The 24959-nt window shown below is 39.3% G+C and carries 21 protein-coding genes; 2 read left to right on the top strand and 19 right to left on the bottom strand.

All coding sequences use genetic code 11. The annotated features are described in order from the left end of the window. Positions 1-57: 57 nt before the first annotated feature. From ACJQWY_RS01720 to ccpA, 10 genes are all read right to left on the bottom strand, one after another. Complete coding sequence (locus ACJQWY_RS01720) at positions 58-927, bottom strand: NAD(P)-dependent oxidoreductase (RefSeq protein ID WP_407076035.1); 870 nt, start codon at positions 925-927, stop codon at positions 58-60. A gap of 48 nt (positions 928-975) precedes the next feature. After that, a complete protein-coding gene (locus ACJQWY_RS01715; protein ID WP_407076034.1) occupies positions 976-1830 on the bottom strand; it encodes an aldo/keto reductase in 855 nt (284 codons plus the stop codon). A gap of 144 nt (positions 1831-1974) precedes the next feature. Further along, positions 1975-3351, bottom strand: a complete 1377-nt coding sequence (locus tag ACJQWY_RS01710) for a sugar porter family MFS transporter (protein WP_407076033.1) — start codon at positions 3349-3351, stop codon at positions 1975-1977. Between the two features lie 34 nt (positions 3352-3385). Beyond that, the gene (gene araA, locus ACJQWY_RS01705) at positions 3386-4810 is read right to left on the bottom strand and encodes an L-arabinose isomerase (RefSeq protein ID WP_407076032.1); all 1425 of its coding nucleotides are present in this window, start codon (positions 4808-4810) and stop codon (positions 3386-3388) included. Positions 4811-4868: 58 nt separating this feature from the next. Then, on the bottom strand, positions 4869-5570 hold the full coding sequence (locus ACJQWY_RS01700) for an L-ribulose-5-phosphate 4-epimerase (protein WP_407076031.1): 702 nt from the start codon (positions 5568-5570) through the stop codon (positions 4869-4871). A gap of 14 nt (positions 5571-5584) precedes the next feature. Continuing rightward, positions 5585-7183, bottom strand: a complete 1599-nt coding sequence (locus tag ACJQWY_RS01695; protein WP_407076030.1) for a xylulokinase — start codon at positions 7181-7183, stop codon at positions 5585-5587. Positions 7184-7365: 182 nt separating this feature from the next. Continuing rightward, complete coding sequence (locus tag ACJQWY_RS01690; protein ID WP_407076029.1) at positions 7366-8610, bottom strand: oligosaccharide MFS transporter; 1245 nt, start codon at positions 8608-8610, stop codon at positions 7366-7368. 21 nt (positions 8611-8631) lie between these two features. Next, positions 8632-9600, bottom strand: a complete 969-nt coding sequence (locus tag ACJQWY_RS01685; RefSeq protein WP_407076028.1) for a glycoside hydrolase family 43 protein — start codon at positions 9598-9600, stop codon at positions 8632-8634. Positions 9601-10640: 1040 nt separating this feature from the next. Continuing rightward, positions 10641-11726, bottom strand: a complete 1086-nt coding sequence (locus ACJQWY_RS01680; RefSeq protein ID WP_407076027.1) for a GntR family transcriptional regulator — start codon at positions 11724-11726, stop codon at positions 10641-10643. Between the two features lie 227 nt (positions 11727-11953). After that, a complete protein-coding gene (ccpA, locus tag ACJQWY_RS01675; RefSeq protein WP_407076026.1) occupies positions 11954-12949 on the bottom strand; it encodes a catabolite control protein A in 996 nt (331 codons plus the stop codon). A 185-nt stretch (positions 12950-13134) separates the two neighbouring features. Here ccpA and ACJQWY_RS01670 point away from each other — a divergent pair, with 185 nt between their 5' ends. Further along, positions 13135-14235, top strand: coding sequence for a M24 family metallopeptidase (locus tag ACJQWY_RS01670; RefSeq protein WP_407076025.1), 1101 nt, complete (start codon positions 13135-13137; stop codon positions 14233-14235). Between the two features lie 68 nt (positions 14236-14303). Here the strand turns inward: ACJQWY_RS01670 and nrdF are convergent, their stop codons facing one another. The 3 genes from nrdF to nrdH form a co-directional block, all read right to left on the bottom strand. Then, positions 14304-15278 (bottom strand): class 1b ribonucleoside-diphosphate reductase subunit beta, encoded by a 975-nt coding sequence (gene nrdF / locus ACJQWY_RS01665; protein ID WP_407076024.1) that lies wholly within the window; start codon positions 15276-15278, stop codon positions 14304-14306. 18 nt (positions 15279-15296) lie between these two features. Next, positions 15297-17468, bottom strand: coding sequence for a class 1b ribonucleoside-diphosphate reductase subunit alpha (nrdE, locus tag ACJQWY_RS01660; protein WP_407076023.1), 2172 nt, complete (start codon positions 17466-17468; stop codon positions 15297-15299). 251 nt (positions 17469-17719) lie between these two features. Then, positions 17720-17956, bottom strand: a complete 237-nt coding sequence (nrdH, locus tag ACJQWY_RS01655) for a glutaredoxin-like protein NrdH (RefSeq protein WP_407076022.1) — start codon at positions 17954-17956, stop codon at positions 17720-17722. Positions 17957-18234: 278 nt separating this feature from the next. On the opposite strand from nrdH, the gene ACJQWY_RS01650 reads away from it, so the two are divergent. Beyond that, a complete protein-coding gene (locus tag ACJQWY_RS01650) occupies positions 18235-18921 on the top strand; it encodes a class Ib ribonucleoside-diphosphate reductase assembly flavoprotein NrdI (protein WP_407076021.1) in 687 nt (228 codons plus the stop codon). Between the two features lie 115 nt (positions 18922-19036). Here the strand turns inward: ACJQWY_RS01650 and ACJQWY_RS01645 are convergent, their stop codons facing one another. The 6 genes from ACJQWY_RS01645 to ACJQWY_RS01620 all read right to left on the bottom strand — a co-directional run bounded on the left by ACJQWY_RS01645 (position 19037) and on the right by ACJQWY_RS01620 (position 24958). Then, complete coding sequence (locus tag ACJQWY_RS01645; protein ID WP_407076020.1) at positions 19037-19486, bottom strand: MarR family winged helix-turn-helix transcriptional regulator; 450 nt, start codon at positions 19484-19486, stop codon at positions 19037-19039. A 56-nt stretch (positions 19487-19542) separates the two neighbouring features. Beyond that, positions 19543-22338: an isoleucine--tRNA ligase gene (gene ileS, locus ACJQWY_RS01640; protein WP_407076019.1), complete on the bottom strand. Its 2796-nt coding sequence runs from the start codon at positions 22336-22338 to the stop codon at positions 19543-19545. Between the two features lie 261 nt (positions 22339-22599). Next, on the bottom strand, positions 22600-23406 hold the full coding sequence (locus ACJQWY_RS01635; RefSeq protein ID WP_407076018.1) for a DivIVA domain-containing protein: 807 nt from the start codon (positions 23404-23406) through the stop codon (positions 22600-22602). A 14-nt stretch (positions 23407-23420) separates the two neighbouring features. Further along, the gene (locus ACJQWY_RS01630; protein WP_407076017.1) at positions 23421-24206 is read right to left on the bottom strand and encodes a YlmH family RNA-binding protein; all 786 of its coding nucleotides are present in this window, start codon (positions 24204-24206) and stop codon (positions 23421-23423) included. A gap of 10 nt (positions 24207-24216) precedes the next feature. After that, entirely contained in the window at positions 24217-24480 is a 264-nt protein-coding gene (locus ACJQWY_RS01625) for a YggT family protein (protein ID WP_407076016.1), read from the bottom strand. A gap of 16 nt (positions 24481-24496) precedes the next feature. Next, positions 24497-24958 carry a cell division protein SepF gene (locus ACJQWY_RS01620; protein ID WP_407076015.1) on the bottom strand — a complete coding sequence of 154 codons (462 nt, stop codon included), beginning with the start codon at positions 24956-24958 and terminating at the stop codon, positions 24497-24499. Position 24959: the final 1 nt, after the last annotated feature.

The raw sequence follows: 24959 nt of genomic DNA, 5'->3' as shown, positions 1-24959 counted from the left end.
TAAAGAAAAAGGAAACTGCCCCAACAATTCCCTCCGTCAATCTAGAATTTTAACTAATTAGGCTTGCGTCCACCATAATTTGATCAGCGCTTGCGTTCCAGCATCCCCAAGATCAGCCTCATCAACTAGTTTCTCATACAATTGCTTAGCCAATTGGGTCATTGGCAAATCGACATGTAACTTCTCGGCTTCTGTTAGCGCAATTCGCAAGTCTTTCAGTAAATGTTTGGCATAAAAGCCCGGCTTAAAGTCGCCCGCCAAAATCCGGGGACCATAATTTTCTAAGGACCAATTCTGAGCACTTCCTGCATTGAGCGTTGTTAAGACAGCCGAAAGATCAAGCCCCGCTTCCCGCGCATAAACCAACGTCTCTGTCATCCCCAACATTGTCCCAGCAATCATAATTTGATTAGCCATTTTGGCGTGTTGGCCCATTCCGGCCGCACCAAAGCGATTGACTCGGCTAGCAATAGCATCAAAGACAGGTTTCAAGGAAGTGTAATCCGCTTTTTCACCGCCGACCATCACCGTTAAAGTTCCTTCCCGCGCGCCCACGTCCCCACCTGAAACCGGTGCATCGAGGACTGTGACCCCTTGTTTGCGACCTGCTTGTGCTAGCTCTTGAGCTAATGTCGGCGTCGAAGTCGTCATATCCATCAAGATCTGGCCATTTCGTGCACCGGCAAACAAACCATGTTCACCATAATATTGGGCTTTCACATCATCGGGATATCCGACCATTGTTATAACCAAGTCATTTTGTTCAGCAAGCTTTTTAGGTTCATCAACCCATTGTGCGCCCAAATCTAGTACCGTTTGTGCATGAGCCTTCGTTCGGTTATAAACTTCCACTGAAAAACCGGTCTTTAACAAATTAGTAACCACACCGGTTCCCATCACGCCAGTCCCAATAAATCCAATTTTCATCACACCCATCCTTTCTGATTATAACTAAATTCCAGCCCAACAATTTTTTTAATGATGTGGGTATTGTGCCCCCCGCTCATAAACCAGTTCTGGTTCTTGACTAATCCGTTTAAATTGATTTAAATCATCCAATGCCTGCATGTCTTCACTCGTAATTTCAAATTCAAAGACATCCATATTGGCTTGCACCCGTTCAACATGACTTGATTTTGGAATCAAGGCAGTTTGATTTTGTAAATGCCACCGAATCACAATTTGAGCCGGGCTTTTTTGATACTTTTCGGCTAACGCAACTACTAATGGATCGCTCAACTCACCACCCCGTCCAAGCGGAGCCCAAGCTTGCGTCACAATACTATGTTCATTTGCAAAAATCTGTAACGGCTTTTGGGTTAAATATGGATGTACTTCAACTTGGTTTACCACCGGCATCTCATTGGCTTTGGTTGCTAAATATTCCAAGTGAATTTGTCCATAATTTGACGTTCCAATGGAACGAACCATTCCCTCAGCCTTGGCCCGTTCAAACGCTCGCCAAGTTTCAAAGAAATGTTGGTGTAATGGCCAATGTACCAACAACAAATCAACATAGTCTAGTTGCAAATCTTTCAAAGATTGTTCTAGTGATCGCAATGTGGCATCATAGCCTTGATTATTTTCAGCAATCTTAGTCGTAATAAAAAATTTATCCCGTTGCACGGGTAATGCTTGCAGAGCACGCCCAATCATGGCTTCATTTTGATACATCTGGGCTGTATCAAAAAGTCGATAGCCTGTTTCATACGCCCCAGCTAATAATTTTTGCATCACTACTTCATCCGTAACTTTATACAAACCTAAGCCCAATTTTGGCATCTGATGCCCATCGGCTAATTGATAGCAATCTTGTTTTGTTAAATTCATTGAATTTACCCCCTCTTTGTCCGAATCACTTTACTTCTATTATAACATTATCTATTTTTTTAATTCGCTATTAAAAACAACCGCCGGTCTGAAGCCTGGCGGTTGTTTAGTGTAAATATTAAAAATTAAGTTCTAAGCGACTGTTTATCGATTTGATCCTTCAGCTTCAATTTCTTCCAATGTCCGCCCAAATGTTTCAGGTACCCGATACTTAACGAACAAGACCGCAATAATTGAAATGATTCCAAAAATTGCAAAGACCATTTCCTGCGACATTGTTGCTGTCATGATAGGGAACAACAATCCAACTAAGAACGAACCAATCCAGTTGAATGATGAAGCCAATCCAGAAGCGCGACCACGAATGGACAATGGGAACAACTCACCTACTAAGACCCATGTCAAAGGTGCCCAAGTAAATGAATAGAAAGCAACGAAAATCGAAAGGAAGACAACAATCATCATTGGTGGGAATTTATCAGCGCCAACTACCATATTCAAAAGAGCTGGCATCAAGAATGACAATGCCATCATTGAACCACCCAAAACCAACAAAGTCTTGCGCTTAAACTTTTCCGCAATCGCCATATACAAGATAGCACCCAATACTAGAATTACCCCTTGTACAATCGGCCACAACAATGCATCCGATGCGGCTTGACCAGTAGCTTTTTCAACAATCAAAGGAATGTAGTAGAAAATCGCATTTGCACCCATAAATTGTTGGAAAGCAGCAACACCAATTCCCGCCGTAACCAAATACCGGTACTTTGAAGAAAATAGTGTACCCAAATTAACATTCTTTGCTGCGGATGATTCTTTAGCAACCGTTGCTTGAATATCATTTAATTCAGGTTGAATCTCATCATCACTTCGAATATATGACAATACTTTTCGTGCTTCATCATTTTTACCTAATTTAACCAAGAAACGTGGTGATTCAGGTAAACGCAAAACACCTAAGAATAAGATGATAGCTGGTACAGCAGCTAACCCTAACATCAAGCGCCAAGCCAAACCATGGGTCAAACCCTTCAAGATAAAGTCAACGATGTATGACAACAACATCCCAGAAACAATCATCAACTGATTTAATCCAGACAGACGTCCTCGTGAACGAGCTGGAGCCATTTCTGACATATAAGAAGGCACCAAAGCCGAAGCAGCTCCAACTGCCAATCCTAAGAGCACCCGAGCAAATAGAAGCCACGCTACCGCATTATGAGGTGATAGTCCCGCCATAATCGCACCAACCGCGAAAACAAACGATGCCACCAAAATCATTTTACGTCGTCCAAATTTGTCTGATAACTGTCCTGCTAATGCACCACCAAAGATTGCTCCTAGCATCAATGATGATGTAATCCAACCAATTACGGAAGCATTCGTTAGATTCCAATCATGTTGCAAAAATGGTAACGCCCCAGTCATTACCCCAATGTCATATCCAAAGAGGATACCACCAAATGCTCCAAAAAAGTAAATGAATCCACTGGGAATCTTTTTTGTTTCTTTATTCATAACTCCATACTCACAGCTTTCTTTTAAATATTAATTACTTAATATCAACAAAGGTCAAATCAAACAACTTAGCCAAATCTGATAATTGTTCAGTATCAACATTAAAGCTCAAGGTCGTGTGGTGTCCACCACCAACTGTTAACCAACCTTCTGCTCCGGCCTTCAAACCAGCCTTAGGTGTCCAAAGCTGCTTAGCAACTGGCAAGAATGGTGTTTTAGCTTCTGGCTTATTTCCAGATACTTCATAACTAATCAACTTAAACTCATCACCGAAGTCGGCCATCGTCACATCAACTGCATCACCAACTTGTCCGGTAAAGACCAAACGTGCTGGATCATCTTTACCACCGATATCCAATGGGTGAACTTCAACACGTGGCTTATCGGAAGCAATTGTTGGGTCCACTTCAAGCATATGTGAACCTAAGATAGCTTCGTGCCCCTTCCGCAAGTCCAAAGTGTAATCTTCCATGAATGCGGTGGCCTGATTATGTGAAACAATCTTCAGCAAACGAGTCAAAGCCGCAGTCTTCCAATCACCTTCACCCGCAAATCCATAACCTTCAGCCATCAACATTTGAACTGCCAGACCAGGCAATTGTTCCAAACCTTCAAGGTCTTCAAAATTAGTTGTAAATCCGCTGTAACCCTTATCATCCATGAATTTCTTAAGAGCCAAGTATTCGCGCAATTGATACTTCACATTATGTTCATACTTTTCTGCTGAGTTATCACCTTGAACAAATTCGTACTTATCATGCAAATCATTATAAAGGGCATCAACATCCGCCGCATCAACCGCATTAACGTACGCTACCAAGTCAGCAACACCCCAATAGTCAACAGTCCAACCAAACTTAATTTGGGCTTCAATCTTATCACCATCAGTTACGGCAACATTGCGCATTTTATCAGCAAAGGTCACGATTTTAATCTTATAAGATTCGTTGTACGCAACCGCTACATCCATCCATTTACCAATTTGGTTTTGAATCTCTTCATCTTCATAGTGACCAAAGATAATCTTATTATTAATTCCTAACCGCGCATTGATGAAGGCATATTCACGATCCCCGTGGGCTGATTGGTTCAAATTCATATAATCAAAGTCAATTGTGTCATATGGAATCTTATTTAACATTTGAGTAGCCAAGTGCATCAAAGGCTTATTCAATAATTGAGTTCCCCGAATCCAGTTCTTGGCTGGTGAGAAAGTGTGGGCCCAAGTAATTACTCCCGCCACTTCGTCATTAGCATTTGCTTCCTTCATAGTTTCAGTAATATTTTCAGCAGTTACTCCCACCGTCTTAAATTCAATTGGGTAAGGTAGCTTGCCAGAGGCATTCAAAACTTCCACTAAGTGCTTTGAATCTTCCTCTACTTGCTTCAAAACTTCAGGACCATAAAGGAATTGTGAACCTGTAACGAACCAGAACTTATAATTTGCAGTTTCTAACATGATATTTCTCCTCGATTTATATATAACTTAATATAACAACTACGAACAATTAAACGACCTAATGCTTTTGCCCATAATACGCATTAACACCATGCTTACGGTAATAATGCTTGTCGAGCAAGTACTGTGGAATCCGCAAATCACCATGCGGATTCAATTGCATTGCATGATAATCCATTTCAGCCACGACTTCCAATACCTTGGCGTTATGCACGGCATCATGAGCATCTTTTCCCCAAGTGAAAGGTCCATGTTGCCGGACTAAGACTGCTGGTACGGCCATGGGGTCTAACTGGCGCGCTTTAAACTCACGCTCAATAACTACCCCCGTATTTAATTCATACGCAGATTCAACTTCTTCTTGCGTTAATGCCGAAGCTGCTGGCACATCACCATAAAAGGTATCCGCGTGCGTTGTTCCCATCGCTGGAACATCCATCCCTGCTTGTGCATAGGCCACTGCCCATGGTGAATGCGTATGAACAATTCCCCCAATTTCTGGGAAAGCATTGTATAAATGCATGTGAGTTGGTGTATCACTACTTGGATTTAAGTCTCCTTCAACCACATGACCTTCCAAATCCACCACGACCATATCGTCAGGCGTTAATTTATCATACTCAACCCCAGAAGGCTTAATTACAAACAATCCCTTCTCACGATCAATTTCACTAACATTTCCCCAAGTAAATGTTACTAAATCATAAGCTGGCAATAACATATTGGCGTCATAGACCCGCTTCTTCATGTCTTCTAACATTTGTTACCCTCTTTTCAATTTTTTAACGTGGCTACCGCATGAGCTTCAATTGGCAAACCAGCTTTATAACGTTCCATAAAGCGGTTAAATCCATTCACATCTTTGACATCTGGCTCAATAGTTGACCGCTCTTGATCAAAGAACACTTCTTCTTCTAAATAAGTTGCTAGGTCTTGATCAGTTTTCGTTGCCGCGTAGGTGGCTAAAATTGCCATTCCCCAAGGACCACCTTCACTCGCCGTCTTCATCACCGTCACTGGGGCTTCCATTGCAGCGGCTAACATCTTTTGCCCAACAATTGGCGTCTTGAAAATTCCACCTTGCGCTACAATGGAATCGGTTTCTACTTGCTCTTCATGCAAAATATCCATTCCAATCTTCATGGCTCCAAAGGCTGAATAAAGATTAGTTCGCATCAAGTTACCAATATTGAATTTACTATTTGGCATGCGCGCTAAGACTGGTCGTCCTTCGCTCATTCCCGTAATATTCTCACCTGAATAATAACCATATGTGAGGATCCCAGACGTGTCTGGGTCAGCATTTAAAATGCTGTTGAATAAGTGTCCGTATAGTTCATTTGGACTTAATTCCACCCCCAACATTTGCGCAAATTCATTAAATAGCCCAGCCCAGGCATTAATATCTGAGCTTGAATTATTCGCATGGACCATCGCCACCGCTGAACCATCGGGCGTCGTAACCATATCAATACTGGTATGTAATTTCTTCAATGACTTTTCCAAAACAATCATCGCAAAGGCTGAAGTTCCAGCCGAAACATTTCCCGTCCGTTGCTTAACAGAATTAGTTGAAACCATGCCAGTTCCTGCATCACCTTCAGGCGGAGCCATCACTGTCCCTGGTTGTAACTTCCCCGAGATATCCAACAATTTGGCTCCTTGTGCCGTTAGCTTTCCAGCCACTTCACCAGCAACCTTCACCTGTGGCAAAATTTCTGGTAATGACCAATGGTACTGTTGAATGGCTTTCAAACCATTAAATTTATCCATCATATCTTGGTTATAGTCATGACTTAATTCATCAATTGGAAAGACCCCTGAAGCATCCCCCACTCCTAGGACTTTTTCACCGGATAATTTCCAGTGAACATACCCAGCTAATGTTGTAATGAAGTCAACGTCTTTAACATGTGTCTCTTGATTCAACACCGCTTGATAAAGATGAGCGATACTCCAACGTTCTGGAATATTAAAATTAAACAAATGCGTTAATTGCATCGCCGCATCTTCCGTCATCGAATTACGCCAAGTCCTAAATGGTACTAATAACTCACCCTGCACATTAAATGGCATATATCCATGCATCATCGCGGCAATTCCCAATGAACGCAATTGAGTTAAATCCACACCATATTCTTTTTTAATTTGTCCAGACAACTTACTATAAGCGTCTTGTACCCCTGTCCAAACATCTTCTAGGGCATATGTCCAAATACCATTCTCCAATTGATTCTCCCAACCATGTGATCCAGTTGCAATCACGCTATAATCAGAAGCAATCAACACTGCTTTAATATTAGTTGAACCAAATTCTATTCCCAATGAAGTATTACCTGCTTGAATTTCTTCAATAATTTGTACTTTCTCCATAGCCATACTTCCTTTAATTTATTCGTTATGAAATCGTTTACATTGAATATTGTAAAATATTGTTACGTATAAATCAATAGTTAATTTAAATATTTATTTTAAAATTGTATTGCTTATTACAAGTGATAACAAAAAAAGGCGCCTAATCACCCCATTAGACGCCTTTTATTTATCTGGAAAATTTACATTTTTGGAATTGTATTTGGATCAGTGTGCTCCTTATCCAAGAAAAGCGTAGCCATAATAGTAATAATCAAAACGACTCCCCCCATGATCAAATACGTATGTTGGAATCCAATATTGTCATACATAGTTCCAGCTAATGCTGAGAAGATAAAGACTGACACTTGCTTCATAAAGTTTGCAGCCAATGCGTAAACAGTAGCGTACAAACGATTGTCAAATGTTAAACCAATATACTTCATAATTGAAACCAAAACCAATGGCATTTCAAATCCGGCTAATAACCGCAAAACCACAATGAAAATCCAATTAGGTGCTAATGCCGTTCCAATAATCCGCAACGCAGTAATAAATCCATAAATTAATAATCCATTCCGTGCCCCAATTTTATTAATAATGTAAGGCATTGGAATCATCAAAATCATTTCAATAAACATCTGAACCGTTACTGTATTGGAATAAACCGTTGTTGCCTGTGAAACAGTATGGAAGAAACTTTGGAAAAAGATTACGAATTGTTGATCAAAAACATCATATAAAGCCGAAGCTCCCATATAGAAAATTCCTAAAATCCAAAAGTTACGAACTTTAAAAAGGGCTAAAACGTCCTTCATATTAACCCGATCACTTAAATTATCGGTTGCTAAAGCAACATTATTATCCGAAATTTTATCAAAGAACAAAAACATCATGAAGGCAATGACAGCCGATAGACTTGCTGCCCAAAAAATTGCGTTTGGTTGCCATAAGAATAGTCGTCCACCAATGAAGGAAGCAACTGCTCCCGCAATTGAACCACCAATTCGAGAATGACCGAATTCAAAATTATTAGTGACTGACGCCCGTTGAATGTATTGTTCAATAACCGAAACCCCACCATTCAAAACAAATGATAAATAGATTCCAGTTACAATCGCAACTACCATGGCGTTTGTTGAATTTAATAATGGCAAGAAAGCCCATTGAAAGAAAGGTCCAATTAAAGTTCCAGCTAATAGGATCACAAAAACCAATGTCTTTTTCATGACCAATCGATCAGAAACATATCCGAAAATTGGTTGGAAAATTAATGACATCACTGCCATCATTGAAAAAATAATTCCAGCTTGACTACCGTTTAAGTGTGTAACTTGCTCTAACCACAGGGTTAAATAACCATTAACGATTGCCCATATGAAAAAATAAGAAAAGTGCGATACCGGGAATGACCAAAACATTCCTTTCTCTTCTGTTGTCGTATTCATAATATTATCTACCTCTTAATTTTATAAATCTGTAAATTGAACTGGGCTACCAAAGACTGGGAAACCGTCTGCATCATAGCTAAATTCCTGAACCATCGTATGCCGGTTCGGATCATACAAAGGATCACCCTTTATATCAGCATAGTTACGAATGTGATAAACTAACAAATCTTTTTTCCCGTCCTCAGACACAGTAAATGAATTATGCCCAGGGCCTAAGAGATTATGTTCAACATCCGAAGTAAATACGGGATGATCAACTTTGGTCCAACTAGCTGCATCTAATAGGTCGCTATTTTCATCAGCATACAACATCCCCATACAATAATTTTCATCCGTAGCACTCCCAGAGAAAGTTAAGAAGAATTTACCATTCCGATGCAAGATAGCAGGGCCTTCATTAACCGCAAAAATTTGCGTTTCCCAATCATACTCAGGCTTAGTTAGCAGAATCGGTGCGGTTTTAAGCGTCCATGGATTCTCCATTTCAGCAATATAAATATTTGTATTTCCGAAAATTTCTGGATTCTTTTGCGCCCAAACATAGTACAAGTGCTCTTTCCATTCAAAAACGGTTGCATCTAAAGCAAAAGTATCCAATGGCGTTTGCACACGCCCTTTTTCAATCCAATTATCCTCTGTTTCCATTGGATCTACAGCATCACATTCGATTACATACATACGATGTTGAAACATTCCGTTCGCATCAAATTCTGTTGTATGAGATGCTGCATAGTAGACATACCATTTTCCATTAATAAAATGGATTTCTGGTGCCCAAATTAATTCACTCTCTTCCCCCGTTCCTGTTGCATGTTTACGCCAAATCGTACGCGGCATCGCATGCGCTAATCCGGCAATCGTCTTTGAACGTCGTAACTCAATTAAGTTATACGCAGGAACCGAAGCACTAAAATAATAATAGCCATCTGTATGCTTATAGATATAAGGGTCTGCTCGTTGAATAATTAATGGATTATAATTTTCCATAAAAAACACTCCTTGGTTTTGTTATTTCTAACTTAAATTTACTTACACATCCCTGTAAGCGATTACAGTTAAGTATAATAAAGTGTTTTTACGTATAAATCAAGCGTAAATATTTTTAAAACCGTACAAATTACTAACAAATTTGTTTGTTGCCAACTTATAACGCTTCACTATCCCTTTTTCACCCTCATTTCAGTATATTTAAAATAGTATTGATACAAAAAAGCCCTAGCATTAAAAATTTAATCCCAGAGCTTTATTAATTTAACGTTCTTCTAAATCTGATTTTACGGTAGCTTCCATTTTTTTCAAACTTACGATCTGCTAGCATAATTACTTCACCGATGATAAAGCATATTACTAGAACTAAAATAAAAGAAATTTTAATTCCAACTAATGCTGAATATGTTTGAACATGATTAGCAATGTAACCGGTTTGTTCCAAGATTAACGATGATAAAAAATCCTCCTAATATTGTTCCGTCATTAAAGATAAATTCAATTTTATATTCTCCTAAGTCTGAAGATATGAATTCTAATTTATAAATATAACCTTGTACCTGATTAATATTTAACAAAATATTTAAACCAGGTTTGGTTGTCCACTTTTACCACTGACACTTCTGATTTGATTTCATTTATGTCCATTTGTATCAAGCTTGATATGCATATTTTGACTAATGAGATTTATATAATCATATTCAACTATTGGCTGCCTCATTAATCCAACTTGTTTTTTTCAATCTTCATCATTATCATTTTTGCACATCGCATAAAGCCAATTACGCTTTTCGTTCACCTGCAATATTATGGCATAACGATCATAAATCTAATCATTTGTGTTTAATTCTTTTTCATAATCACCAGCTAAAATTAATTATTAACCTTTCTCCAAATTTATTTACAAACATATTTTATCATTTAAAAAACAGCGCTAACATTGCTTAACGCACACAAAAGTTATTCAATTATACACAATACATTTATAATTAAAAAAACTTAGTCCCATTCATGGGCTAAGTTTTGGTTGCGTTATTAAATTAATGGTCTTCTTTAATATCCCGCACGCTCTCCCGTTCAATAAAAGTCGGTTCGTAATTCACAGACGTAACCTTTTCGCCATTCAACGCCTGAATTAGCAGATTAGCGGCGTCCCCACCCATCCGCTCTTTTTCATGTGTCATGGTGGTTAATTTAGGGGTAACATACTCATCTAACAAATAATCATCAAAGCCGACAATCGAAATGTCATCGGGCATCTTCAGCCCCATTTCATGAATCAAATCATAAATTTCAATAGCCAGTTGATCATTATACGCAACAATCGCGGTAATCTCTTGATTCGCCCTCAGATATTGCTCTATTTTACCTAGAACCATATTAATGGGATCCGACGAACGATACATAATGGTTGATGAATTTAATGCCAATTCTGGCTTAGCCTGATAAGCGCCAATAAAGCCATTCATCCGGCGGACTCCCTGCAAATCGTCTACTTGAAAGACCCCTAAAATTTTGTTGTGACCTTGATTAAATAAATATTCAACTAAATGTTTTTCTGCAACTTCATCAGCCTGTTTTACCACTGGGTAATCTAAGCCTTCATAAATCGCATTGATAAAAACAATTGGAATATTTAACTCATCAATGTGCCGGTAGATATCCAAATTCTCTTTATTAAAAGCACTTTGTGTCGGCTCAATAATCAACCCCGCCACATTATTATCCAACATTGATAACAAGGCTTTCCGCTCGCGCACCGGATCATTGTGTGTATTGGCAACTAACATGGTATATCCTTGTTTTGAAACCGCCCGATCTACACCACTAATAATATTTGGAAAAATATAATGCGCAATATGAGTCGTCACCATCCCAATTAACTTCGTGGTCCCACTCGTGGCTACCGGCACCCGCCAATTATCGACGAACATTCCCCCACCTTGCACTTTATACACATAATTTTCGTTTTCTAAATCCGTAATTGCTCGTCGAACCGTAAATCTGGAAACCGAAAAACGAGCCATTAATTCAGATTCAGTTGGTAACTTCGCCCCAATACGATAGTCCCCAGCTTCTATTTCCTCTTTAATTTTATTTTTAATCAACTCGTACTTGGCCGCCATAGTTTTCCTCTTTCTCATCCATATCTTAACTCAATAATTATACCATCAACCCGTACACCTTCGCGGATATTTTAACATTTATTCAAAAATTGTTATTTCCATGCCTACAAAACCCGGCATTTGTCCGAATAATTAATCCATATTTTAGATTGCCTGCTTTAAAAGCAATCCTACAGTAAAAAACGCCCGTCCCACCAAGGAACCGGCATTTGACCCGATTGTTAAATTTACTTCGTAGTTCCACGACCGACATACCCATGTGGCAAAATCATATCATGTGTATCCAACTCTTCACCATTCATCAACTTGGTCAACATTCGCATTGAGACGGCCCCAATATCATAGATTGGTTGCGTTACTGAACTTAATTGTGGCCGTGTCAATAAAGTAATGTGCGAATTATTAATCGTCACAATTTCAAAGTCATCTGGCGTTACAACATCTTGATCAGTCATATAGTTCAAGACTCCCGCTGCCATTTCATCATCGACAACCACGGCCGCGGTGGCACCTGCATCATGGATCATCAATCCTAATTGGTAGCCACTTTGATAATTATAATCACCTGAAACTAATAGATCATCTGTATAATCCAAACCTACCTCAGCCAAAGCTTTTTGATAACCCTTAAATTTAAACTCAGTATTAATAGTTTCATCTAATGGGCCTGAAACAAAGGCAATTTTTTGATGACCATGTTCAATCAAACGCTTAGTAACATCATACACCGCTGAGATATAGTCAATATTCACGGATGGCAGTTGCTTTTCAACATCGACTGATCCTGACAAAACTACTGGTATATTATTCTTTTCGATTTTTTCACGAAGACTATCATCAATAATGTTACCCATATACAAAATACCATCTACTTGCTTACCCAACAATGATTCAAACACATTTGAAGTATTTTTTTCATCTGAATTAGTCAAAATAATTTGATAATTATACATCTGCGCAACATCATCAATCCCGCGTGCTAATTCTGAGAAATATACATTCGTTACATCAGGTACAATGATTCCAATCGTCGTACTCTTACGTGATGCTAAGCCCCGAGCGACCGCATTTGGCCGATAATCTAGGCGTTCGATCACAGCTTCCACTTTCTCTTTAGTCTCGGCGCGAACATTCGTATTTCCATTCACAACGCGTGAAACAGTGGCCATTGAAACGCCAGCTTCACGTGCAACATCATAAATCGTCACGGTTTGTTTTTCCATAATCGCGTATCTCCATTTTCCACTTATTAATGTTTAACAATTATAGCAAGTTATGAAAACATATACAACCGTTTTCATTTGCGAATCAATGCGAATAATATCACATTGATTATTTTTTTATCATTGGCTATTATCAATTTTTAGTTGTACAATTAATAACAATTACTTTAGATTGGAGTACTACGATGAATCAAAAAATCCATGCCATTCAGACCTGGCTAAATCAAAATGAACTCGATGCGGCTCTCTTAACTGACTACCACACCATTGCATATTTAACCGGTTTTGAATCAGATCCGATTGAACGGATTTTAGTTTTAGCAATTTACGCCCAAAATGAGCCTTTGATGTTTGCGCCCGCCCTTGAAGTCGAAGCGGTGCGGCAAACTGGCTGGTCAGGTCGTGTCACTGGTTACCAAGATCAAGAAGATGGTTGGGCTTTACTAGCTACGGCACTTTCAGCGCCTAAAGCGCCCCTTGCCCACCTGGCAATTGAAGAAAATCAACTTACCTTAGCACGTGCCAAGGCACTCCAAAATGTCTTACCTCAAGCTCACTTTGAGGCTAACATTACTGAATTAATTCAAAACATGCGGCTTCACAAAAACGCCGATGAAATTGAAAAAATGCACCAAGCTGGACGCGATGCCGATGCCGCTTTTGAAGCTGGCTTCGCTGCATTAGGTGCTGGAACGACTGAATTAGCTGTAGCCGCTGCCTTAGAGTATGATACTAAGAAGCGTGGCATTCCTGGTATGTCATTTGAAACATTGGTTCAATTTGGTGCCCACGCGGCTAATCCACATGGTGCCACAGGTAATAATGTTCTAAAGCCTAATGAAATGGCCCTCTTTGACCTCGGAACCATTTATGAAGGTTATGTTTCTGACGCCACGCGAACTGTTGCCTTCCAAGGAGTAACTGATCACCAACGCGAAGTCTACCAAGTAACCTTAGAGGCACAATTAGCCGCGCAAGATCAAGTAAAGCCAGGGATGACCGCTGGAGAATTAGATCAAATTGCACGCGATATTATCACCAAAGCTGGTTATGGTGAATACTTCGTGCATCGTCTTGGTCACGGTCTTGGCTCTTCCGTTCACGAATATCCACAAATTATGGCTGGCAGTGACTTAGTCTTAGAACCAGGAATGGTCTTCTCCATTGAACCAGGAATTTATATTCCAGGCGATATGGGGGTTCGAATTGAAGATTCTGTGGTCTTAACTGAAAATGGTGCTGATTCATTCACGCATCTTTCAAAGGATCTGCGTATTATTGACTAATAATTACTTAAAAAGCACCGTGTCTTCCGGAAATTCCAAGGACACGATGCTTTTTTGCTATCTACAAATTATTGTTTTATATCATTCAAACCATACAAATAGTCTTGATCTTCCATGGCTTCAACTTGTCCCAAACGATACCCATTTCCTACTTGTGAGAAAAAGTCGTGATTTGATGTTGTAGTTGAGATTCCATTCATCACAATTGGATTAACATCATCAGCCCCATCAGGAAACAATGGATCTTGGCCCAAATTCATTAAGGCTTTGTTCGCATTATATCGAATGAAAGTTAAGACTGATTCCGTCCACCCCACTGCATCATATAATGTATGCGTGAAGTATTCTTCATTTTCATACAGCTCCAATAGAAATCCGTACAACCATTCTTTTAATTCAGCTTGTTCATCTTCTGCTAACTCATTAAAGCCAAGTTGGAATTTATACCCAATATAAGTTCCGTGTACAGACTCATCGCGCAAAATCAATTTAATAATTTCCGCCACATTATTTAGCTTATTATGACCAAGGTAATACAATGGTGTGTAAAATCCTGAATAGAATAAGAACGTTTCTAGGAACACAGAAGCCACTTTTTTCTGCAAAGGCGCCCCATTTTGATAAACGTCATTAATCTTTTGTGCTTTAAATTGTAGGTGCTCATCCGCTTGAGTCCATGCAAAGATTTCATCGATCTCTTGGGCAGTATTCAACGTTTCAAAAATCGATGAATATGATTTTGCATGCACCGATTCCATAAATTCAATGTTATTTAAAACAGCGGTCTCATGCTGCGTCCGAACGTTTTCTTTCAAAGAACGCATTCCATCTTGAGACTGCAACGTATCTAACAGGGTCAAACCACCAAAGACATGCCCCACTAATTGATGTTCCTCAGCCGTCATTTTCCGCCAATCATCTAAATCATTTGACAAAGGAATCCGAGTATCGAGCCAGAATTGTTCCGTTAGCTTTTCCCATGTTGCTTTATCAACCTGATCTTCAATTAAGTTCCAATTAATTGCTTGATATGCGTCACTCATTTATTATCTCCCATCTGCTTAAATTGAGCATGCTTCACATTCATTAACGCTCAATTCTCCATCATCATCCGTATAGGTCCGCACATAATAGACCGACTTGATATTTTTATGATAAGCATACATCCGTAAGATATTTAAATCACGTGTCGTCATCTTATTAGTGCGACCTTGTTTCCATTCATACAGACCTTCTGGCAAGGTTGAACGCATAAAGAGCGTCAACGCCATCCCTTGATCAATATGCTTTTGGGCGGTCGCGTACACATCGATGACCTTGCGCATATCCATATCATAAGCTGAATCATAATACGCGATAGTATCATTTTGCAAGTAAGGTGCTGGATAATAAATTTTACCAATTGTCTTTTCTTGCCGCTCCTCAACCTTATTAATAATAGGGTGCAGTGAAGCAGTTGAATCATTCACGTATGAGATTGAACCCGTTGGCGCAATGGCCAAACGATATGCATTATAAAGTCCATCTTTTTGAATGGCTTGCTTCAATTCAACCCAATCATGCACATTTGGGACATGGTGTTTTGCAAAAATTTGTTGCACTTTTGGTGTTTTCGGTTGAATGTTTTCATCCAGATATGTTTGAAAATAACTACCATCAGCATATGCTGAATCTTCAAACCCCATAAATGTGGTTTTTCGTTCTCGTGCCAGTTTATTGGACGCCTTCAATGTATAGTAATTAAGCATCATGAAATAAATATTAGTAAAGTCCAGTGCCTCAGCATCTCCATAGTGCATTTGATTTTTAGCAAAAAAGGCGGCTAGTCCCATCGCACCCAAACCAACCGCATGCAAAGCTTGATTTCCAGCCTGAACTGTTGGTACCACGTTCAAATTTGAGCTATCTGAAACGTATGACAAAGCGCGCAACATGGTTTCAACTGATTTTTCAAAATTAGGAGTCTCCAGCATATTGACAATATTAGTTGAGCCTAAGTTACAAGAAATATCATGTCCCATTTGATCATACGTTTGTTCGTCATTAATCCTACTTGGGGTTTGAACTTGCAAAATTTCAGAACAAAGGTTTGATGAGATCACTTTTCCAGCCACTGGATTAGCCCGATTAACCGTGTCAATATTAATTACATATGGGTAACCCGACTCTTGTTGCAGCTTTGAAATTTCATTCTCTAAATCACGCGCACGAATAGTCGTCTTATGAATCGCTGGATTAGCAATCATATAATCATATTCAGCTGTAATATCCACGTAATTGAAAGGTTGTCCGTATTCACGCTCGACATCATAGGGCGAAAATAGGTACATCGTGGCATCTTGTTGAACCAATTCATAGAATTTATCGGGCACAGTTAAGCCTAACGATAACGTTTTAACCCGAATCTTTTCATCGGCGTTTTCCTTCTTTGTCGCTAAGAATTGCATAATATCTGGGTGAAATACTGACAAATAGACAACCCCAGCTCCTTGCCGTTGCCCCATTTGATTTGAGTACGTGAATGAATCTTCCAATAACTTCATCACAGGTACGACGCCCGACGCTGCATTGGCTACACCTTTAATCGCCGCGCCAGCTTCACGTAAGTTAGATAAATTAATCCCAACGCCCCCGCCTTTTTTAGAAAGCTGTAAGGCCGAATTAACCGTCCGCCCAATCGAATTCATGTCATCGGTTGCCTGTAAAACAAAACATGAAACCAACTCACCACGTCGAGCTCGTCCAGCGTTTAAAAAAGATGGGGTGGCTGGTTGATAACGTTGATGTACCATTTCATCAGCCAAGTCCAACGCTAATTGTTCATCACCATGGGCAAAGAATAGCGCATTCATCGCCACCCGATCAATATAATTTTCAACATAGAAGCGCTTATCATTCGTTTTTAATGCGTATTGCGCATAAAACTTATAAGCAGCCATAAAGGATTTAAAGTGAAAATCAGCATCTTCCAAAAATTGATATAATTCCTCAATAAAAGTAAAGCGATATTGATCAACCATCTTTGCATCAACATAACCTTCGGCTTTCAAATAATCAAACCGTGCTTGCAAGTTATCAAAACGTAAAGTATTCGGTTGTACATTTTCACGTAAGAAGGCCGCCAAAGCCTCCTGGTCTTTTCCAATTTGAATCGTTCCATCTTTTGGAATGTTTAATTCATTATTTAAGTCAAAGTACGTCACCGTATCTTGATTTAATTCATCTAATGCCATCACTTAAACTCCTTTATTTTTGGCTAGTACCATTCGGCAAATACTAGATTTTAATTGCCGCCTAATTTTTGGTTCCCATTCGGTTAAAATGCGCTTAATTTCAATCAAAAATCATCGGTCTAGTCCATCAAACCAATAAAAAAAGGCCCTGCACCATTCCATCGAATCCTACTTGCCTTTTTTGACCGACTGCATCTGATATAAGCCTGCATCTTACTTAATCGGGGCCAATTAACATATCCAAAATCCTATTAAATTGCCACCTTCAATTGCTTTAATAAATCAGGTCGGAATCCTTTAATAGGTTCAACTTGGTCCGCAAACACAACCGGCACTGCTTGATAACCTTGATTCTTCAAAGTGGTCATTGATTGTGCGTCCTCTTCAATATTTTTCTCTACAAAATCAATTCCGTATTGCTCCAAAGTTTTCTTAGTCATCTTACATTGCACACAATTATTTTTCGTATAAACTGTTACTGCCATCACTATGTCCTCTCTTTCTCTTAAAAATTATCTTCTTTTGCTTGGCCTGTTTCTATGTCCTTTAGTATACTCACGTAAATAACAGAATGCAATATTTAAATTTATTTATCATACCCATCTCCCCATTCAAATAGCTTTAAAATGCCATTTATAGCCGTTTTATATTTTATAACTAAAATAACGGAGTGTTATATTTATTTTTGTTTTCTGATAAACTAGTCTTATGACTTTTAAAATTTATAACTTAATTGCCAAATTATTCATTACTCTCGAGGTTTATTATGCAAATTAAACTACTATATATATCCGTTGCCGGAAATACCAAATCATTTATAAATAACTTAGTTGCTTTTAGCCAGAGCCAGGCCGATAATTTAGAATTAATCCCCACTGAGCTCACTACTTCCGCCGAGAAACTTCAGTTAACTTTGCCAACCATTATTTTCGTTCCAACTTATTTAGATGGCGGAAATGGAATCGATCAAGGCGTGCGTGAAATTATGACAACTGATTTGTATGACACGCTAACCGATTTACCCAATTTCGACAACATTATTGGTATTATTGGTTCTGGAAATAAAAATTTTAATGCTCAGTACCTCTTAACAGCCCGCCGCTATAGTCTTGCTTTTAATGCTCCCTTAATTGACAACTATGAATTACGTGGTACCCAAACTGACATCAAACGCGTCTATCAAACAATTTTTACATTGGCTAATCATAACACCGTCAAGACCAAACAACCCGTCCAACAGATTTACCGGTCTTTCAACGCTCAACAGCAGCCAACTTACTTATTAGTTAATCACGAGGTCAAATGGGTTTCACCCTTACTAAAACAACTACCCAATCCACAAAACGTGCCCACCATTACCGCTTTAGATCAACTTAATCAGCTCTATAGTAAGCAAATTAGCTTCTTAGGCAACCAACATTATCAAATGCATTTAGCCTCTGAATTTGGCTAAATACGCACTTATCTATCCAATTACTAAATAACCAGTGCTTCGAATTAAAGCCAAATAAAAAATAATCTTTGCAGTTAGAAATGAATTTCCTAATTACAAAGATTATTTTTTATTATTATTGATTTAAATTACGTAAATATTGTTGTAGCCGCCCAAGCGCAGTTTGAATATTTTGATTAGCCGTTTCATCGGAACTACTTAACAAGGCTTTGGTTAATTTACGATGAAACTCCGCATGCATCTCACAAACCTTTTGTCCTGATTCAGTAAGCGTAATCAACACAACCCGTCGGTCATCTTGGTCACGTTCACGTTGAACGTAATTCTTACGGACTAATTTATCAATTGCACTGGTCATCGTACTCGGTGTTACCCGAATAATTTCGGCTAAACGTGATGCGGTAACCTGCTTTTCATCCCCAATGGCAGCAATAATATGCATATCTTTTAACGTTAAATCATTATATGCTGAATCTCCCAAAACCGCTTCTTCAATCCACATTGCATTGTTAAAAACGTCTACCAATTCGGCATTGGCTTCTTCAAAAGCGTTTTTATTTTCCATATTTTATTCCCCTAATCATTTCAAAACTCTCACTATTTATCTGGGGGCAATCAAGCTTATTCTAATCCTTCAGTTAATGCTTCTGGATAGTTTTCACGAATAATTTGGGCTTCGTGAGCTGACAACATTGGGAAGTCTGGATCAGATCCCAAATCGGTATGGTACATCCGATCGCGTGGTGACATCTCCCCCTTAGCATGTTCAACTTGAATTAAGAATTCGTCAAACATTTGTGCCTCACCTGATGCTTCATCAACCTTGTGTAAGGTTAATTGCGACACCATCAAAACTACTCGAATATCTTGTTGCAATTGCGAAACCATATGCGCTTGTGCATCTGTGAGATACAAAGTTAAGGCGGCTTCTGCAGGCTTACCAATTAATTCTTGGTTCCGAGCAGATTCCAAAGCCTTATTGACCGCTGAACGCAAGTCCATAAACGCCGTCCAGTTCGCTAATAATTCAGACACATCCCCAAGATCTTCTACCGTTGGCATTTCCGTCAAATAGGCAAAATCACCTACCTCAGCTGGCAAATATTCAAAAATTTCTTCAGCCGTGTGCGGCAAGATTGGCAAAATCAACTTATCCAAAGCAACGACCAACTTATAAAGCACCGTTTGCACTGAACGTCGAACTTGGCTCGCCGGTGCTTCAACATACAAGACATCTTTATTGAAATCCAAATAGAATGCTGACAAATCCGTATTGATAAAATTCATCAATACTTTGTTAACCGTCTGGAAATCATATGCATCATAAGCCGCCAAAATTTCGGCCACCACTGCATTAAAGTGAGCATAGAAATATTGGTCAACAGGGCTTAAATCAGCAAACGCTAAAGTATCCTTCTTTGAATTAAAATCATTCGTGTTAGCCAAAAGGAACCGCATGGTGTTACGAATCTTACGGTAAGCCTCTGAAGTTTGTTTGAAACCGTCCATGGATACGCGCACATCTTGAGAAGTATCAACTGATGAAACCCACAAGCGAATAATCTCAGCTCCCATACTATCGGTAATCTCGCTTGGTACAATTGTATTACCTAATGACTTTGACATCTTCTCGCCATTACCATCCAAAGTGAAGCCCTGTGATAAGACATTCCGGTATGGTGCTTGACCAGTAACCGCTACAGATGTGATCAATGATGAATTAAACCATCCACGATATTGATCAGACCCTTCTAACACTAAATCAGCAGGGAATGACAAATTATCGCGAGTCGCCAAAACACCTTGGTGTGAAGTTCCAGAATCAAACCACACGTCCATAATGTCGCTTTCTTTGGTAAACTCACCATGCGGCGAATGGGTATTGGTATAACCTGCTGGCAACAAGTCCTTAGCATCTTGTTCAAACCAATACGTTGAACCGTGCTCAGCGACTAAATCAGCCACATGATTAATAATTTTAGCATCTAAGATTGGCGTACCATCTTCAGCGTAAAAGATTGGCAGAGGAACCCCCCAGACACGTTGCCGAGAAATAACCCAATCACCACGATCCTTTAACATATTGTAAAGGCGCTTTTTACCCCATGCCGGTGAAAAATTGACATCATCCAATGAATTCAATAACTCCGGCCGAAAATCAGATACTGAAGCAAACCATTGTGGCACTGCTCGATAAATAACCGGTTTTTTCGTGCGCCAATCAAATGGATATGAGTGTGTAATTGGTTCTTCTTTTAACAAGACACCCTGTGCTTGTAGCTTCTTTAAAGCAACTTCATTCGCATCTTCATAGAACAAACCAGCAAAATCAGCCCCGGCTTCTGGCAACATTTTACCTTGGTAATCAACTGGCACAGCCACTTCTAGCCCATACTTTTGACCAACAAAGAAATCATCTTCTCCAAAACCAGGTGCCGTGTGAACTAAACCAGTCCCAGCATCCAAGGTTACAAAGTCAGCAAGCATCACTAATAACTCAATCTCTGAGTCAAATGGGTGCGTAGCCGTCATATACTCTAAATCAGTTCCCTTAAATTCAGCTAAAACTTCATACTCGTCCCAACCAAACAAAGCCGCATCATCCGCTAACAAGTCTTTTGCTAAAATATACTTTTTCGTTGACCCGGATGGTTGTACTTGCACGTAGGTGAAATTGGCGTTAAGCGAAATTCCGCGTGAACCAGGGATTGTCCAAGGAGTCGTAGTCCAAACGACGAAATAAGTCTCATCATCTAACAACCCTTTCCCGTCTTTAACCTGTTCAGCGTAAAAGGCCGTTGGAGCGGTCACATCATGATACTCAATTTCAGACATTGCTAAAGCTGATTCAGACGACCATGACCAAAAGACTGGCTTCTTACCACGATAAATATAGCCTTTGTCCGCCATCGTCGCAAAAACGCGAATTTGTGCGGCTTCAAACTCAGGCATCAAAGTCAGATAAGGATGATTCCAATCTGCTGCAATACCCAAGCGCTTAAAGTCGTTCATCTGCTTTTTAACTTGCTTATGTGCAAATTCATCCGCCATCTTACGCCAAATAACTGATCCGACCGCTTTACGATCTTTTCCCATTTTGGTTAATTGTTGCTCAATGGGCAATCCGTGAGTATCCCAACCTGGAATAAAGGGCGCATTAAATCCACTCATCGACTTATAACGAACAATGATATCTTTTGAAATCTTGTTCATAGCATGTCCAATATGGATATTTCCATTTGCATATGGAGGTCCATCATGCAAAATGAAGGAAGGCTTACCCGCATTTAACTTTTGCCGAGCCTCATAGACCTTATTATCAGCCCAAATTTTTTCTCTTTGTAACTCCGTCGTCGGTAAATTACCTCGCATGGGAAATTTGGTCTTACCAATGTTTAGCGTATTTTTAATTTTCATGCGCTTGAATTTCCTTTCAATCTTTTTATCTACAAAACGGGCGAATCAACATAGGTTAAAACAAAAAAATTCCGCATCGAATTTCAAATTCAATGCGGGACGTTTAAGTAACGTGGTACCACCCGAGTTTACCATTCATCATGGCCTCTTAGAAAAATTAAATTTAATTACTTAGTGATAAACGTTTAAACTTAACCTCTCGGCTTCCACCATTTCCGAGTCGCTGTAAAGTGTTTTTTAAACGCATTTTGTTAAGTAAGCCTATTCTTTATTCAAGATTTGATCTCGGTTAGATTCATCTTCAGGAAGAACCACTACGGTATCAACATCCTTGCTATTATCAGCCGACGTATCTTTATTTGAAAATTCTGCTAATTTAGCTTGCACCGCTGCCTCAAAATCAAATGCATCATCTTTTTCAGATTTCACTTCAGCTTCAGAGTCGTTCACAGTGCTTGCTTCAGATGCAGCCATTGAAGCTGGCTCCCCATTATCAGCCAACTCTGACTCAGCTGTCGTATTTGAAGCAGGCATTTCGCTTCGGCCAATTTTTTGCCAATCAGGGTTACCATTAACCAAATCAATTTGGTTTTGCAAAACGCCAACCAAATGTTCTTTAAATGCAGCCATTTCTTGCGTCAAAGCATCTTTTTCAGCAGTCAATTTTTGAATCTCTTGATCAGACTCTTGCTTAGTTTGTGCAGCCTTTTGGTTAGCATCCGTCAAAACACTGTTAGCTTTCGTTGTCGCATCCAAAACAATCTTTTGAGCTTGTTCTTCTGCTTGATTACGTGTAGCTTCAACTTCTGATTCGGTTTGCTTCTTTAAACGTTCCGCTGCTTCTTGTGCGATTAAAATTGAAGAATTGACTGATTGCTTCATTTCTTCAACTTGTTGGGCGTTAGCTTCCGCATCAGCCACCTTGGTTTTTAGCGTTTGATTTTCATTAATTAAATTTTCAAAATCAATGACAATTTGATCCAAAAAGTCATTGACTTCGACTTTATCAAAGCCACGTCCACGACTGGTAAAATCTTTTGAATGAATTTCTTGTGGTGTCAGTGCCATGTGCATACCTCTTCCTATTTTCTGATAATTCTCAAGCTTAAGCGCCATTTATCTTTTTTAGTTTGTCCGTTCACCGTATCGATAATCAATCGACCGTAATGCCGAACTGATATTAAGTCATTAATTCCCACCTGCAAATCAGGCTGTTCCCTAGTGACCCAGTTCACACGCACCTGTCCTCGTTCAATGAGTTCCTTTGCTTGTGACCTAGGTATATTATAACCATTTGCAACCAGAATATCCAACCTTAATGCCGATATAAGTAAATCTTTCAGCTCACCATCTAAACTACTGGGCAACTGCTTTTCAAGCGGAATCGCTTCAAATTGAATTTTCACATGTCCAATCCGTGTAAGCTCTAATTCCAAAAATGCAACCAATGGCTTACTAATTGCCAGTTGCCAATGCTGATCAGCATAGATTAAATCACCAAATGATTCGCGCTTTAGCCCAGCGTGAATTAATGCGCCTAAAATACTACTATGCCGTAAAGTTTCAAACCGCTCGGCATACTTAATTTCCAATAATGTTACCTGGAAATCATCAAATTGCACCGCATAATAATCAGGATAAATTAAAGCCCGTTGACTTTCAGCTTGATCAAAGCCGCCATGAAATGTTACTTTAATATCCGCTTGCCGGTTGACCAAAGTTTGTAAAATATAACGCTGACGCGGATTTAAAAAATTTGATAAAACCGGCCGATACTCATTAGCCGCTTGATTCACTAGTCCTTGGGCTTGATCGACAAATTGGGCCTCTTCCGGTCGAAAATGCTGTTTAATAGCATCACTTCCCATAATCGTCCCCCTAACTTATCACCCGTGCCAAAACTCCTAAACCAGTTGCTGCCGCTTGCAAGAGTAAAATAGCAAAAATCGGTGAAAAGTCTAAAAAGTTCGTTTTAGGCAAAAGCTTGCGAATCGGTTCAACGACAATGTCAGCCAACTGAATTAAGGTCTGACCAAATTTGTTTTCGGCAGCACCTGGAATCCATGACATAAAGGCGACGATGACGATTATTAATTCTAACGCTTCAATGAGCATCCTTAAAATTGCAAAAATCAACAACATTTATTTACCTCTCTGGTTAATCAAACGCGTTGCCCAAATTTTGTGAAATTGTCCCAGAGATTTCAAAATTATGTGGAGTAGCTAAGAAAATTGATTCACCAATTCGTTGAACACTTCCATCAACGGACTGTGCTGCCCCAGCTAGATAATCTACAATCCGCATTGATTGCGCATTATCAATTGAGCTGAAGTTCACTAAAGCCGCATTTCCATCTAAAATTTCGTTGACAATTTCTTTAACGTCTGAATAAATCCGTGGTTCGAAAACAATAATTTTAGCCACGTCATCACTATTACGACCGTCCATAGCCAACACATTCGCGTGCTGATTATTAGCCTTTGGGCGTGAGTCAGGGATTGGCTCCCGCTCAGTTCCTTGTTGATCATCTACGTCTGATCCATTGTAGTAACCTTGCGATGATGCACTATACTCATAATCTTCTTCATCTGAATTGAAAAATTTTTTAAATGTATCCATG

Origin of the sequence: Weissella kandleri (genome assembly GCF_045504165.1) — a bacterium.
GTDB lineage: Bacteria > Bacillota > Bacilli > Lactobacillales > Lactobacillaceae > Weissella > Weissella kandleri_A.
The sequence above is the reverse complement of the archived record's forward strand: the minus strand, read 5'-3'. Positions and strand labels throughout refer to the sequence as shown.